Source organism: Brevibacillus porteri (genome assembly GCF_003013475.1).
GTDB classification, from domain to species: domain Bacteria; phylum Bacillota; class Bacilli; order Brevibacillales; family Brevibacillaceae; genus Brevibacillus; species Brevibacillus porteri.
Genome location: NZ_PXZO01000026.1, coordinates 18,365 through 32,443, shown reverse-complemented (window position 1 = coordinate 32,443; position 14,079 = coordinate 18,365). Strand labels below are relative to the sequence as shown.

The following is a 14,079-nucleotide window of genomic DNA, read 5'->3' as shown; positions in this document are numbered from 1 at the left end:
AACGAAACATGTACTTACACGGGACAAGTCGAGTGAATGAACAAGGAAACTTGGAAATCGGAGGCTGTGATACGACACAGTTAGCTGCTACTTACGGAACACCTTTATATGTGTATGACGAACAACAAATTCGCACCAAATGCCGGGATTTTGTCAATGCGTTTCACAATACGGGTTTTTCCTTCCAGGTTGCTTACGCGAGCAAAGCTTTTTGCACGATGGCGATGTGCAAGTTGGTTGAAGAGGAAGGCTTGTCACTCGATGTAGTATCTGGCGGCGAATTGTATACGGCTCTGCAAGCTGGATTCCCCGTAGAACGCATCCATTTTCATGGCAACAACAAATCTCGTGATGAGTTAATCATGGCACTAGAGGCCAAAATTGGCTGTTTCGTTGTGGACAACTTTTATGAGTTGCACATCTTGGCGCAATTGGCCGAAGAGCGGAACGAAAAAGTCTCCGTTCTCTTGCGTGTCACACCGGGTGTAGAAGCTCATACGCATGAATACATTTCTACAGGACAGATCGACTCCAAGTTTGGCTTTGACGTGCAAAACGGTCAGGCTCTTGAGGCGATTCAATTCTCTCACGAAAGCAATCATCTCCATTTATTAGGAGTTCATAGCCATATTGGTTCACAAATTTTTGAAACAGAAGGCTTCCTCGTCGCTGTCAAACGATTGACAGAACTGTTGGGCGAAGCAAAAGGAAAGCTTGGATTCCTTCCAGAAGTACTGAATGTAGGAGGCGGCTTCGGTATTCGGTATGTAGAAGGCGATACACCACAGCCAGCGGACACGTATATCAAAGCCATTACAGATATCGTTCGCCAAGAGCTCACAGCGCTTGCGATTCCTCTACCTGAGATCTGGATCGAGCCAGGTCGGAGTATTGTAGGGGATGCAGGGACAACCTTGTACCGAATTGGATCGCAAAAGAACATTCCAAATGTCCGAAAATATATTGCGGTCGATGGTGGCATGACAGACAATCTGCGACCAGCTTTATACGATGCAGAATATGAAGCAGCGATTGCGAACAAAATGAATGCACCTGCTACCGAGATGGTTTCCATTGCAGGGAAGTGCTGTGAGTCAGGTGATATGCTTATCTGGGATGTAAGGCTGCCAGAAGCGCAGGCGGGCGATATTCTCGCAGTCCCAAGCACAGGTGCATATGGATATTCGATGGCGAACAACTACAACCGAATCGCTCGTCCTGCTGTTGTATTTGTAAAGGACGGAGAAGCAGAAGTGGTCGTACGACGCGAAACGTACGCAGAAGTAGTTGGTCACGATGTTTTGCCAAAACGCGCGCAGCTTATGCGCTAAACTTCATAAAAAATGCACAAACCTTCCCGATCGTTTGGGAAGGTTTTGTATTTCCTTCATCTCCCATTCATGATTGCTTAATGTTTGCTCGGCATAATGGAAGGGTGAGGGGGAGCGATTCATCATGTTGTCGACTCTTATGAAGCGGTTTCGACGAATACCCTATATTTCATTGGACAAACGCCAATGGATGAAGGCGATGATTCGGCAAGAGGTGGAGAGAGAGAAGAAAGTCGTCCTGTTTTATATAGATATCGTCAAGCTGACAGAGGTAGAGCATCGCTACGGCGATACGAGTGCCAAGAGAGTTCTTCATATATTTGAAAGCATTTTGCCGGCTGTAGCTCGTCAAGCATTTGAAATCAAAGGGAGAATCATCGCGATTCAAAAGCTGTGGGGCGATGATTTTGCGATCTACACTTCCTTTTCGAAAATGATGAGTGAGGAAGACTGTCAAATGCTCTCGATTCATTTTCAGGAGTTGGCTGAACGACAGTTAAATCGACAAGTGAGCTTCGTTAATCGTGAGGAGCTTCGTGTCCATATCGGCTATGCGGAAATCATTGGAGAAGATATTGTGAAAGAGATGTATACCTCTGTCAAACATGCTGTTCATATGGCCAAATATGGGATTACCTCCGAAAAATATACGCACATCAGACAATTTCACAAGCTGCTTGCAGAAGAAAATGTTCAGATGCACTTCATGCCGATCATTCATTTGCCAAATGGCGAAGCTTTAGGATGGGAGGCATTGGCGCGAGGGCCGGTCAACAGCCTCTTTGCAACTCCTACTGCTTTGTTTAATTATGCGCAAGAGACGGATACGGTGTTTCGTTTGGAGCATATATGTCGCAAGCGGGCATTGGAGCATATACGCTACCTGAAACCGCATGAAAAATTGTTCATCAATTTGGACCCACGGGCGATTGATGATCCGTTTCTGTTGCGTGGCAAAGTGCAGATGCTTTTGGCAGAGTATGAGCTGACGCCACAAAACATTGTTTTTGAAATTACAGAGCGCCACGCGATTACGAATTACGCTGCTTTTCGAAAAATCATCGAGGAATACCGCAAGCAGGGCTATATGATTGCTGTAGATGATGCGGGTGCAGGGTATTCCAGCTTGGAATCGATTACAGAAATTTACCCAGACTTTATTAAGCTTGATATGTCATTGATCCGCAATATTGATGTCGATCCGATTAAGCAGGCGTTGTTGGAGACGTTTGTATCCTTTGCTGACAAGGTAAACTGCAAAATCATAGCAGAAGGGATCGAGACGGAGCGTGAGCTGGAAACGCTCATGGACGTCGGCGTCATCTATGGACAGGGTTACTATTTAGGCAAGCCGGACAAAGGGATGGCGCAGCTATGTGGAACGGCTATGAACTTTCTGCGGTTTACGATGGAAAAGCGGATTGAGCAAGAAGCGGAACCAGTGCTGCCGACACCGGCTATGACGGAAATCTTGGCGAAGACAATCAGTGTTGAAAAACACGTGAAAGTAAGACGCATCCATGAGATTTTCGAACAAAATCAGCGGATTGAAAGCGTGGTAGTGCTAGAGAACGGAATACCGGTTGGACTTGTCATGCGGTTTTCCCTATATCAAATTCTCGGTGGTCAATACGGAATCGCGCTGTATTATGAAAGATCCGTTTCTCAAATCATGAATACGAACCCGCTCAAAGCTACCAAAGACGACAAGTTGGATGAGGTAGCGAAGCGTGCGATGGCCAGAGATGCTTATCATTTGTATGATGTGGTCATTATTATTGATGAGAATGGCGAGTACATCGGTATCGTTACCGTGCAGAAGCTGTTGGACAAAATGGCTTCCATTAAACTCGAGATGGCGAGCTCTGCCAATCCGCTGACTGGATTGCCGGGGAATGTGCAGATTGAAAGGGAATTGAATCAACGGCTGAAACGGAATGATCATCAGGTGGTCATCTATTGTGATCTCGACCGTTTCAAATGGTTTAACGACCGCTACGGGTTTGAAGTGGGGGATCAGATTATCGTTCGAACCGCGAACTTGTTGCGGGAAGCCTCGAAATGGTACGGAAGCGGGTCTGACTTCATTGGGCATATTGGTGGAGATGATTTTATCCTGATTACGACAGCACAATGTGCGAATGATGTCGTCTTGTTTATCATGGATGCTTTTACGCCGTATTTTTCGGACATTTATGAAAAGCGCAGAATGGGGGACGGTCAGGAGCTCTCGATGTCGATGGCAGGTGTCGTCCTCTATGCAGGGAAGTACACCAGTGCGAAACAAGTTGCAGAGAAGGCAGCGTACGTGAAAATGGTGGCAAAGGCGAAGGCAGGAACTGTTTTTATTACCGACTGTGAGTTGCCTGGCGAAGAGCAGATCCGCATCGAGGGATAAATTGGACGTCAATCGATCTCCATGGTAGAATGGGTACGTTAACTTTACAAGGTATGGAGGTCAACATATGAAAAAGGCGCTCATCACCATGGAAAATGGTAACCAAATCGAGCTGGAGCTGTTCGATCAAGAAGCTCCGGGAACAGTAGCAAACTTTGAAAAATTGATTAACGAAGGCTTCTACAACGGTCTGTCCTTCCACCGCGTTATCCCTGGCTTCGTAGCACAAGGCGGTTGCCCTTACGGAACAGGTACAGGCGGTCCAGGTTACACAATCAAATGTGAAACAAAAGGAAACCCACACAAGCATCTGCGCGGATACCTGTCCATGGCACACGCAGGAAAAGACACAGGTGGAAGCCAATTCTTCATCTTGTATGATGCTTTCCCTCACCTCGATGGCGTACATACAGTATTTGGTCGCGTCACTAACGGTATGGAACACGTTGATGCAATCAAACAAGGCGATAAAATGGGTACAGTAAAAGTAGGCGAATAAAAGTTTCATGAACACCGATGAGGGAAACCTTGTCGGTGTTTTTTCGTCAGGATGTATGCTGGGTCAAGCTGGAATGGGGTTGTAAGCCTATCTATCTGCTGGTATGCTAGAAGATAGACGATTTTTATCTGGGGTTGTTCAAAAAGATGACTTTTTGAACTCGCATGATTGGAGGAAGCAATGGATCTTTTTCATTTTGATTGGAAAACGGTACCGTTTCGTTTGATTGCGTTCGTTATCGCTTTCACTTTGCATGAATGGGCACATGCCTTTGTCGCTTGGAAGCTGGGTGACAATACGGCGAAATCGGAGGGCCGCTTAACATTAAATCCAATCCCGCATATTGATCCGTTTGGTTTGATTCTCATTCTGTTTGGTCCATTTGGTTGGGCGAGACCAGTGCCGATCAACCCTCTGCATTTCCGTGGGAACAAACGATTAGGGATTGTTTACGTTTCATTTGCAGGTCCATTAATTAACCTGATACTCGCGGTATTGTTTTACATGGTGTATTTCGTAGTAATTAATTCCGGAGTACTAGTAGGAATGCAAGAAAAAGTGGCTTATGCAATTGATCTGACACTAAGATTTTCTGTATTGATCAATACAGCCCTTTTTATCTTCAACCTTTTGCCGATTCCGCCATTGGACGGCTACAAAATACTGCGATTTTTGTCTCCACGGAGTTGGGATGGAAAGTTTTACAATTATGAAGTCTACGGGCCGTGGATTCTCCTATTACTGATCTTTATTCCGGGGGTTAGCACAATCATTTTTGGTATTCCCCATGGGATTGCACTAGCATGGGTTCAACAAATTGGAAATAGTATCTTAAGCGTGTTCATCTAACGGAAACGAGGGACGTCTTTTGGCTTACAGCATCAAACTTGATTCTTTTGAGGGACCACTCGATCTGTTGCTCCATCTGATCGACAAGGCAGAGGTGGACATCTACGACATACCGATAGCGGAAATTACGGAGCAATACCTCGCGACGATTGACAAGATGCAAGAGCTCCAACTGGATGTGGCCAGTGAGTTCGTAGTCATGGCGGCTACGCTCCTCTCTATTAAAAGCAAGATGCTGTTACCCAAAAAGGAGGAGCATGTCTTTCAGCAGTTCCTCGATATGGATGTAGACGAGATAGACCCGCGTGAAGAGCTGGTTGCGCGTCTGTTGGAGTACAAGCGTTATAAGATGCTCGCCGGGAACTTGCGAGAAATGGAGATCGGTCGTAATCAAGTTTTTACGCGTCCCGCAGAGAATTTGTCTCCTTATGCACGTGAAGAGGATCATACCGTAACGAATGTGACCCTCTACGATTTGATCAACGCGCTGGAAAAGCTGGTGAAGAAATCGAAAGAAAAAGAACCGATGACCAGGGTGTCGCGCGACGAAATCTCCATCAAGGATCGGATGACGGAGATACGCCAAGCGGTACGTAGCGGTGGGATGGTTCGCTTTTCTGAGTTGTTTTCCCAAGGTGCGACGCGCACAGAGATTGTAACTACCTTTCTCGCCTTGCTTGAGCTCATGAAGGCTAAGCACATTACGTGTGTACAAAATCAATTGTTCCAAGACATCATCATATGTGAAAACGGAACGGAAGGAGCCCATACCGATGGACTATGACAAGCTGAAAGGCGTAATCGAGGGCTTGCTGTTCATCTCGGGTGATGAAGGAATCGATGCCAAAGAAATCAGTGAAATCACTGAGGTGTCGGAAGAAGAGGTCATCGACTTGATCGAAGACATGAAAGCTGACTTCCGCCGGGCAGGACGCGGTATTCAAATCGTGGAAGTGGCAAAAGCGTATCAGCTGACCACTCTACCCGAGCATGTGCCCTATTTTGAACGGCTAGCAACATCGCCGGGTCAGTCAACGCTATCCCAAGCAGCATTGGAGACTCTCGCCATTGTTGCGTACAAGCAGCCCCTGACCCGCTCGGAGATTGAAGAAATCCGTGGCGTGAAATGCGAAAAAGCACTGAACACCCTCTTATCCAAACATCTCATTCGCGAAGCGGGGAGAGCAGAGGGGATCGGACGCCCCATTTTGTACGCGACCACCAAAGAATTTTTAGAGCACTTTGGATTAAGGGAACTGGGGGATTTGCCAGAACCGCCTGTCAATCTAGATATCGAAGAAGCGCGACTGGAAGCATCAGCGCTATTCGGAAAATCAGAAGAACCGACAAACGACTAGTTACAGCCCGGACAGTTTTTCGTACTATCATACGACTCGTCCCCATATACTATGGTACAAACCTGTGTATCGTGGTATAACGATGGCTTTTCTCTTGCCTAATTGTCAAGGTTGAGCCCAAGTTTTCAAATGGGGAGGACTTTTATGAGCATACGAAAATATCTGTCCGGCGTACTCGTCGTTTTTCTTTTTATACAGATGGCTCTTACTCCGGCAGCTATGGTAAAAGCTGCAGCAGCTCCACCTAGCTTGTCAGCTGAAGGTGCAGCACTAGTCGATGTAGAGAGTGGACGGATTCTTTATTCCAAAAACGGTACGAAAAAAATGAGGATTGCGAGTCTGACCAAAACAATGACAGCAATCGTAGCGATCGAGATGGGCAAATTGGATGCACAGGTAACAGTCCCCCCACAAGCAGTAGGCGTGGAGGGCTCATCGATCTACTTGAAAAATGGAGAAAAGCTCACGCTCGAAGAACTGCTGTACGGTTTGATGCTGCGATCTGGTAATGACGCAGCCGTCACCATTGCAACGCACATCGGAGGGTCAGTGCCTGGATTCACTTACTTGATGAATGAAAAAGCTGCGATGATTGGAATGGAGCATACGAATTTCACCAATCCGCATGGGTTAGATGACAGTAACCAGCATTACTCCACTGCGGAAGATATGGCAAAGCTGTCCGCCTACGCCTTACATAATCCGGTGTTTCGTCAAATCGTTTCTACGAAAGTCAAGGATATTTCATGGGAAGGCGAACAGTGGGACCGGCGTCTACTCAACAAAAACAAGATGCTTCACCTATACAACGGTGCTGATGGTGTGAAAACGGGATACACAAAACTCGCGAAGCGTTGCCTAGCTTCCTCTGCCACACGGGATGGAAGGCAGCTGGCGACGATTACTCTGAATGCTTCTGATGACTGGAACGACTCCGCCAAGCTGATGGACTGGGGCTTTGCGAATTATCCGCTAGAAGAGCTGGTCAAGAAAGGGCAGGAGGTAAAGCCTGACACACCAGTCACACTTGAAGCAGGAACTCATCTTGTCACAACAAACGCTTTTCAATATCCGTTGCAAACGGCAGAGGCAGAGGGGATTCACAAGCGTGTCGTTATGGCCGAATCAACGGTTACACCGAAGATGAATGGCCAACTGGCAGGGTTTCTTCAACTCTATTTAAAGGAGAAGATGATTGGACAGGTTCCGTTGCTGGTTAGTGTGGATGCGCCGACTTTCGCAGCTCCGCAGGCACGCTCAATGTGGCAGCCATTTTGGGACATAGTGTCAGGGGGGCTGTGGAGTGCTTAATGTCATTTGGCTCGGGCTTATTGTCATTAGCATTGTCGTTGCGGCCATGACAGGGCGGATGGAAGCGATCAACGCAGCAGCGTTTGAGGGAGCCAAAACGGGAGTAACCGTTAGTCTCGGTCTTCTCAGTGTTCTCGCCTTTTGGATGGGAATGATGCGGATTGCTGAAAAGTCAGGACTCCTTGAGCTATTGGCGCGGGTATTGTCACCGATCATCCAAGCCCTTTTTCCCGATGTACCAAAAGGGCATCCTGCTATGGGATATATCCTCTCAAATATGAGTGCAAACCTACTCGGGCTGGGTAATGCAGCAACTCCAATGGGGCTGAAAGCCATGGAAGAGCTCCAAAAGCTAAATCCAGACAAGCAAAACGCTTCGCCTGCCATGTGTACGTTGCTGGCGATTAATACGGCGAGCATTACGATTATTCCGACGACGATGATCGCGATTCGCATGCAGTATGGCTCCGTGAATCCGGTAGAAATCGTAGGCACTACGCTGTTATCTTCCTTTGCTGCCACCATTGTCGCCCTGTTGATTGATCGCATGTATCGTTATCGGCATATACGAAGACACAGATAGGGGGAGTCCTTATGTACCAATGGGTATCCCTGCTCTCTCTTTGGGCCATTCCCGTTACGATTGCCTTTGTCTTGTTGTATGGGTGGCGGAAACAAGTCCCCGTCTACGAGACATTTGTAGATGGAGCAAAAGGGGGCTTAACCACTACGATTCGCATACTCCCACATCTGATTGCCATGATGGTCGCGGTAAGTATGTTTCGGGAGTCAGGAGCATTGGATCTACTGCTTCGCGCACTCAAACCGCTTCTTGACCTGTTGCATTTTCCGGAAGAACTGGTCCCGTTGGCATTGCTCCGTCCGTTGACGGGAACAGGCTCACTTGCGATTGCAACAGATCTGATCGCGCAGTATGGTCCCGATTCTTTTTTAGGCAGACTGGCAGCTACCATGCAAGGGAGCACAGATACGACACTGTATGTCCTAACCGTTTACTTTGGCGCAGTTGGCATTCGCAATTCTGCTTATGCGCTAAAGGTAGGCTTGTGGTCGGACCTGGCTGGTGTCATCTTCTCGCTGCTCATTGTCTCCTACATATTCGCTTAAAAAGAGTTCAAATAGCGTAGGTAGTGAAAACTTCCTCATGGATATGGGGAAGTTTTTCCCTTTTTCTTGTCCACACTAGTAAGAATGGGTATGATGTTGTAGAGGTGAACCAACGATGGAACGTTTACAGAAAGTATTGGCGCATGCTGGAGTCGCCTCTCGTCGCCATTGTGAAGAATTGATTGCGCAAGGCAAGGTGCAGGTAAATGGCCAAGTCGTACGAGAGCAGGGAATAAAAGTCGATCCGCTCAAAGATAAAATTGTGGTGAATGGACAGCAGGTTAGGCTGGAGCAACATGTCTATCTCTTGCTGTACAAGCCTACTGGTGTCATTACGAGCGTCACAGACCCGCGCGGCAGACGGGTAGTGATCGATCTGTTGAAGGGAATTAAAGAAAGGGTATATCCAGTAGGTCGCTTGGATTACGATACTTCTGGCTTGCTGCTCTTGACAAACGACGGGGAGCTAGCCAACAGGTTAGCACATCCAAGCTATGAAATCGATAAAGTGTATCGGGCATGGGTGAAGGGAATCCCTAGTCAGGACAAAGTGAGCAAGCTAGCAACCGGCATTCGTTTGGAAGACGGCATGACTTCTCCTGGTCAGTCCAAATTGTTGAAGACAGAGTCTAGCAGCCAAAGGGCATTGGTAGAACTGACCATCCATGAAGGACGAAACCGTCAAGTACGTAGAATGTGTGAGGCGATCGGTCATCCGGTGTTGACATTGGAGCGAATCCGTTTAGGCTTTCTCACATTAGATGGACTAAAGCCGGGTGAATTTCGCAAACTCACTCATGAGGAAGTGGAGAGCTTGAAGCGGGGATTGGTTCAAAAGAAACGCAGCCCGCGGTCGAAACATTGATTCGTTCAAAATCTGTTCATAAGTTGTGCGCTGTCGGAAAAACTAGGAACGCTATAATAGAATGGGAAAAGGATGCAATTTATTAGCAGTAGATGGGAGTATGGCGTCATGAACAAAAGCAATCGTACATATGTCAGGATCGCGGTATTGGGTGTTTTGCTTGTAGCGCTGGTCTTTGCACTCTATTCCAGCTTTGTGAAGGACCCCGGTGCTGTGAAAGTAGGAAGCGATGCTCCGAATTTTAGTTTGGAGCAACTGAATGGACCAGAGCTGACTCTGGAAAGTTTGAAAGGAAAGGGCGTTATCCTCAATTTCTGGGGCACGTGGTGTGAACCCTGTAAGAAAGAAATGCCGGCATTGCAACAGCAATACACGAAGTTTAAAGACAAGGGATTGGTTGTAGTCGGAGTCAATATCGGAGAATCGCCAGTTGCCGTAGAACCATTCGTGAAGCAGTTCGGGATTGACTTCCCTATTTTGCTCGATCGCCAATCGCAAATTACCAAGCTGTATCGAATCGGTCCGATTCCAACGACCTTTTTCATCGACCCAGATGGAGAAGTGCAAGAAATCTTTATCGGGCAGTTAGATGAAGCGATGATTGAGTCGAAAATAACAAAAATCTTGCCGTAAGTGAGGAGCAACGATGGATCAGAGAAAATGCGAATGCGGTCATACCAACCCGGTTGGGACGCTGCTCTGTGAGTCTTGCGGGAAGCCTTTGAATGTGGAAATCCACGAGCAGACATCGTTTCCTGACATGCGTTATGAAGGAATGGCAAGACGTTCTCAAACGAATAAGACGAAGGTAATCGATCGAATCTGGAACTTTTTTTCTTCGGTCAAAATTGCAATCGGTATCATTATTGTCATTTTGGTGGCGTCCGCAGTCGGAACCATCTTTCCGCAACAAATGTACATACCGGTTCCCGTACCGACTGAAGCAGATGTTGCCCGTTTTTATACGGAAACATATGGAACACTGGGAACGATTTTCTACGGCCTTGGATTTCACAATATGTATTCGTCCTGGTGGTTTGTGACGCTTCTGGTTATGCTCGGTACGTCTTTGGTTATCTGTAGTTTGGACCGCGTAGTACCACTGTATAAAGCGTTAAAGAAGCCAAGATTGAACCAGCACAAGTCCTTTTTGAAAGGGCAAAAGCTGTTTGCAGAGGGTGAGCTTGCTCCAGAAGACAATCAGGAAGCGATACTGGACGCCTCCGCTCTGGCCTTGAAAGAAAAAGGATACCGCATTTTCCGTACGGAACGAGCGATTATGGCTGAAAAAGGCCGTTTTAGCCGTTGGGGTCCTTACATTAATCACATTGGACTGATCTTGTTTTTGGTCGGTACCCTGATGCGAAGCCTGCCTGGCTTTTACTTGGACGAGTACGTCTGGGTGCGTGAGGGACAAACAATGGCGATTCCGAATACCCCTTACTACATAAAAAACGAGAACTACACGACAGAGTATTGGTCGGAAGAAGAAATGCCGGAGCAACTGGAGCTTAAGGGCGGAGCCATCGTGAAGAGCTACAAGACAGAGGCCATTTTGTATGAAAATAAAAGCGCTGACGTTCCAGGGAAAAAGCCAGATTTGGTAGAAGTACAGAAGGGGCCGATCGTCGTGAATCATCCGATGGAGCAGGACAGCCTCTACATTTATCAGAGCGGCGTGCAAGAGATGCAGCTTGGAGCGCTCAATTTTACAGTGGTCGATTTGAAAAACAACAAAAAAGAGATCGGCCTTATCAAAATTGATCTGTACAATCCACAGCCCGAGCAAACCATTGCGGATGGGTTCACAGTACGGATTTTGGATTACTTCCCCGATTTTATAATGGGAAAAGACGGGAAGCCGGCAACGAAAACCAATTTGCCTAAAAATCCGATGGTGGCATTGGAACTCATTGGAGAGAATGGCAATTATAACGAAAAACTGGTTTATCTAGAAGGAACCATTCTTACACAGAAAAATGATCCGCGTTACGGACTCGAAATCAAAATGCCTGATTTAATCGATATTGCAGGGCTGAATGTACGGGTGGACAAAGCATTGCCACTGATTTATTTCGGTTCATTCATTTTCCTTGCGGGCGTTGCAATCGGTATGTTCTGGCAACATCGTCGGGTTTGGGTACAGACGCAAGAGGGAAGTATCATGGTAGCAGCTCACACGAATAAAAACTGGTTCGGTCTTCGCCGAGAAGTAGATGGGCTGGTTAAACAAGCGGAGCTCCCTGTCACGATAGAAGATAAAACGAAGGCCAAGGCCTAAAGCTTCAAAGGGGGTACAAACAACGTGCAGCTCATTCAACTGAGTGACTGGTTACTGGATGTCGCGTTTCTGCTCTACGTCATCTCGTCTATCGTCTTCGCTGTAGCCGTGACGGGTAAAAACTGGGCAGGGCGGGATCCCAAACAACATGAGGAGCGCTATGGACGGATTGCGTATTGGTTAGCCGTTATCGGTTTTGTGGCGCAAACAGGGTATGTGATGGCTCGCTGGATTGCCGGCGGCCATAGCCCGACGAGTAACATGTTTGAGTTTATGGCATTCTTGGATTACTGTATTATCCTGGCCTACTTAATTATTTACCGGATCTACAAGCTGACCTCGATTGGAGCGTTCGTCCTTCCGCTTGGGGTTATCATGCTCGCGTACTCGTACGTGTTCCCGAAGGAAATCACTCCATTGATTCCGTCTTTGCAGAGCTACTGGCTGCATATTCACGTGACGACTGCTGCACTGGGTGAAGGGATTTTGGCAGTTGGTTTTGCAGCGGGTCTGATGTATTTGATCCGTACCGTTCCGCAGCATATTTCGACGAAAAGTACGAAATGGTTGGAGATCGTGCTAGCTGTGGTCTTGATGCTCGTTGGTTTCATTTTGATGGATTCTTCTTTTGCTCGGATGGATCAAAAGACGGTATTTGAGATGAAGAAAGAAGAAATGAATGCAGCAGGACAGATGGTAAAACCGAAAGTGGAGTACATTCTGCCTGCAATTGTTGCACCTGCTGATTCAACCATCATCAAGGAAGGTCCAATTTCACCACTCTTTGAGGCACCTACCTGGATGGAAGGAAAAGACGCTGCACGTAAATTGAACACGATGCTGTGGTCAGTCCTTACAGGGGGAATTCTGTATGGCGGATTGCGTTTGATTTTCCGAAAACGATTGGGGGCTGCTATCAAGCCTTCCGTTGAGAGTGTCGATCCTGAACTTCTAGACGAGATCAGTTATCGAGCAATCAGTATCGGATATCCGGTGTTTACCCTCGGGGCCCTTATCTTTGCCATGATTTGGGCAGAAGAGGCATGGGGACGATTCTGGGGCTGGGACCCGAAGGAAGTTTGGGCATTAATTGTCTGGCTCTTCTACAGTGCCTACTTGCACTTGCGTCTATCCAGAGGATGGATCGGTGCAAAATCAGCATGGATGTCCGTCATCGGGTTTGTCATTATTTTGATTACACTGGTCGTGGTCAACTTGGTCATTGCTGGTTTACACTCCTACGCTGGGGTGTAAAATTTCCTCGAAAAGCTGGTTTTACCACCAGCTTTTTGGACTATCTTCTAACGGTTTTACGATATTATGAGAGCAAGAGGTGTTTCAGATGGAAAAAATGGCACGTATTCTCGTAGTGGATGATGAAGAGCGCATTCGCAGACTTCTGAAAATGTACTTGGAAAGAGAAAACTTCCTGATTGATGAAGCAGATAATGGAGAGCAAGCAGTCGAAATGGCTGTGGGAAGTGACTATGATATCATCTTGCTCGACCTGATGCTGCCAGGAATGGACGGGATCGAGGTATGCCAGCGTGTTCGTGAATTCAAGGCAACCCCAATTATTATGCTGACAGCAAAAGGGGAAGAAACGAACCGCGTTCACGGGTTTGAGGCAGGGGTAGACGATTATGTCGTGAAACCGTTCAGCCCGCGTGAGGTCATGTACCGGGTAAAAGCGATTCTGCGTCGATCTTCCGCGACAGCTTATTTGAAGACAGAGACATTCAACAGTCATTCTGTCCTTGTTTTCCCGGAATTGACCATTGACCACGATGCACACAAAGTCATCGCAAGTGGCCAAGAGGTTAGCCTGACTCCAAAAGAGTATGAGCTGTTGCACTACCTGGCATTGTCGCCGGATAAAGTGTTTACGCGTGAAGAATTGTTAAAAGATGTGTGGCACTACGAGTTCTTTGGCGATTTGCGCACGGTGGACACGCATATCAAGCGTCTCCGCGAAAAATTGAACCGTGTTTCTCCGCAAGCTGCGAATATGATCGCCACGGTTTGGGGCGTCGGATACAAACTAGAGGTGCCTAAGTAA

General features: G+C 47.2%; 14 protein-coding genes. All 14 read left to right on the top strand.

All coding sequences use genetic code 11. From position 1 onward, the window contains the following. Positions 1-8: 8 nt before the first annotated feature. Complete coding sequence (gene lysA, locus C7R92_RS14790) at positions 9-1,331, top strand: diaminopimelate decarboxylase (RefSeq protein WP_069844661.1); 1,323 nt, start codon at positions 9-11, stop codon at positions 1,329-1,331. A gap of 124 nt (positions 1,332-1,455) precedes the next feature. Continuing rightward, on the top strand, positions 1,456-3,729 hold the full coding sequence (locus tag C7R92_RS14785) for a GGDEF domain-containing protein (RefSeq protein WP_106834784.1): 2,274 nt from the start codon (positions 1,456-1,458) through the stop codon (positions 3,727-3,729). Positions 3,730-3,796: 67 nt separating this feature from the next. Next, positions 3,797-4,228, top strand: coding sequence for a peptidylprolyl isomerase (locus C7R92_RS14780; RefSeq protein WP_106834783.1), 432 nt, complete (start codon positions 3,797-3,799; stop codon positions 4,226-4,228). 180 nt (positions 4,229-4,408) lie between these two features. Continuing rightward, positions 4,409-5,077, top strand: a complete 669-nt coding sequence (locus C7R92_RS14775) for a site-2 protease family protein (protein ID WP_017248064.1) — start codon at positions 4,409-4,411, stop codon at positions 5,075-5,077. Positions 5,078-5,096: 19 nt separating this feature from the next. Next, on the top strand, positions 5,097-5,861 hold the full coding sequence (locus C7R92_RS14770; protein WP_069844664.1) for a segregation/condensation protein A: 765 nt from the start codon (positions 5,097-5,099) through the stop codon (positions 5,859-5,861). Next, complete coding sequence (gene scpB / locus C7R92_RS14765) at positions 5,851-6,435, top strand: SMC-Scp complex subunit ScpB (RefSeq protein WP_017248066.1); 585 nt, start codon at positions 5,851-5,853, stop codon at positions 6,433-6,435. The genes C7R92_RS14770 and scpB overlap by 11 nt, the downstream gene beginning before the upstream one ends. A 144-nt stretch (positions 6,436-6,579) precedes the next feature. Beyond that, positions 6,580-7,746 carry a D-alanyl-D-alanine carboxypeptidase family protein gene (locus C7R92_RS14760; RefSeq protein ID WP_106834782.1) on the top strand — a complete coding sequence of 389 codons (1,167 nt, stop codon included), beginning with the start codon at positions 6,580-6,582 and terminating at the stop codon, positions 7,744-7,746. Then, positions 7,739-8,329, top strand: coding sequence for a nucleoside recognition domain-containing protein (locus tag C7R92_RS14755; RefSeq protein ID WP_017248068.1), 591 nt, complete (start codon positions 7,739-7,741; stop codon positions 8,327-8,329). The genes C7R92_RS14760 and C7R92_RS14755 overlap by 8 nt, the downstream gene beginning before the upstream one ends. 11 nt (positions 8,330-8,340) lie before the next feature. Next, positions 8,341-8,874, top strand: coding sequence for a spore maturation protein (locus C7R92_RS14750; RefSeq protein ID WP_007724050.1), 534 nt, complete (start codon positions 8,341-8,343; stop codon positions 8,872-8,874). Between the two features lie 115 nt (positions 8,875-8,989). Further along, positions 8,990-9,739: a pseudouridine synthase gene (locus C7R92_RS14745; protein WP_106834781.1), complete on the top strand. Its 750-nt coding sequence runs from the start codon at positions 8,990-8,992 to the stop codon at positions 9,737-9,739. A gap of 108 nt (positions 9,740-9,847) precedes the next feature. After that, positions 9,848-10,372, top strand: coding sequence for a thiol-disulfide oxidoreductase ResA (resA, locus tag C7R92_RS14740; protein ID WP_069844668.1), 525 nt, complete (start codon positions 9,848-9,850; stop codon positions 10,370-10,372). A 13-nt stretch (positions 10,373-10,385) separates the two neighbouring features. Further along, a complete protein-coding gene (resB, locus tag C7R92_RS14735) occupies positions 10,386-12,020 on the top strand; it encodes a cytochrome c biogenesis protein ResB (RefSeq protein WP_106834780.1) in 1,635 nt (544 codons plus the stop codon). Positions 12,021-12,044: 24 nt separating this feature from the next. Further along, a complete protein-coding gene (gene ccsB, locus C7R92_RS14730) occupies positions 12,045-13,274 on the top strand; it encodes a c-type cytochrome biogenesis protein CcsB (protein WP_106834779.1) in 1,230 nt (409 codons plus the stop codon). An 88-nt stretch (positions 13,275-13,362) separates the two neighbouring features. Continuing rightward, entirely contained in the window at positions 13,363-14,079 is a 717-nt protein-coding gene (locus tag C7R92_RS14725; protein ID WP_012686105.1) for a response regulator transcription factor, read from the top strand.

Excerpts from the sequence above, each read along its gene's own strand:
- C7R92_RS14785 (WP_106834784.1), top strand. The coding sequence starts at position 1,456 with ATGTTGTCGACTCTTATGAAGCGGTTTCGACGAATACCCTATATTTCA.
- C7R92_RS14780 (WP_106834783.1), top strand. The coding sequence starts at position 3,797 with ATGAAAAAGGCGCTCATCACCATGGAAAATGGTAACCAAATCGAGCTG.
- C7R92_RS14745 (WP_106834781.1), top strand. The coding sequence starts at position 8,990 with ATGGAACGTTTACAGAAAGTATTGGCGCATGCTGGAGTCGCCTCTCGT.
- resA (WP_069844668.1), top strand. The coding sequence starts at position 9,848 with ATGAACAAAAGCAATCGTACATATGTCAGGATCGCGGTATTGGGTGTT.
- C7R92_RS14775 (WP_017248064.1), top strand. The coding sequence starts at position 4,409 with ATGGATCTTTTTCATTTTGATTGGAAAACGGTACCGTTTCGTTTGATT.
- lysA (WP_069844661.1), top strand. The coding sequence starts at position 9 with ATGTACTTACACGGGACAAGTCGAGTGAATGAACAAGGAAACTTGGAA.
- C7R92_RS14760 (WP_106834782.1), top strand. The coding sequence starts at position 6,580 with ATGAGCATACGAAAATATCTGTCCGGCGTACTCGTCGTTTTTCTTTTT.
- C7R92_RS14725 (WP_012686105.1), top strand. The coding sequence starts at position 13,363 with ATGGAAAAAATGGCACGTATTCTCGTAGTGGATGATGAAGAGCGCATT.
- scpB (WP_017248066.1), top strand. The coding sequence starts at position 5,851 with ATGGACTATGACAAGCTGAAAGGCGTAATCGAGGGCTTGCTGTTCATC.
- resB (WP_106834780.1), top strand. The coding sequence starts at position 10,386 with ATGGATCAGAGAAAATGCGAATGCGGTCATACCAACCCGGTTGGGACG.
- C7R92_RS14750 (WP_007724050.1), top strand. The coding sequence starts at position 8,341 with ATGTACCAATGGGTATCCCTGCTCTCTCTTTGGGCCATTCCCGTTACG.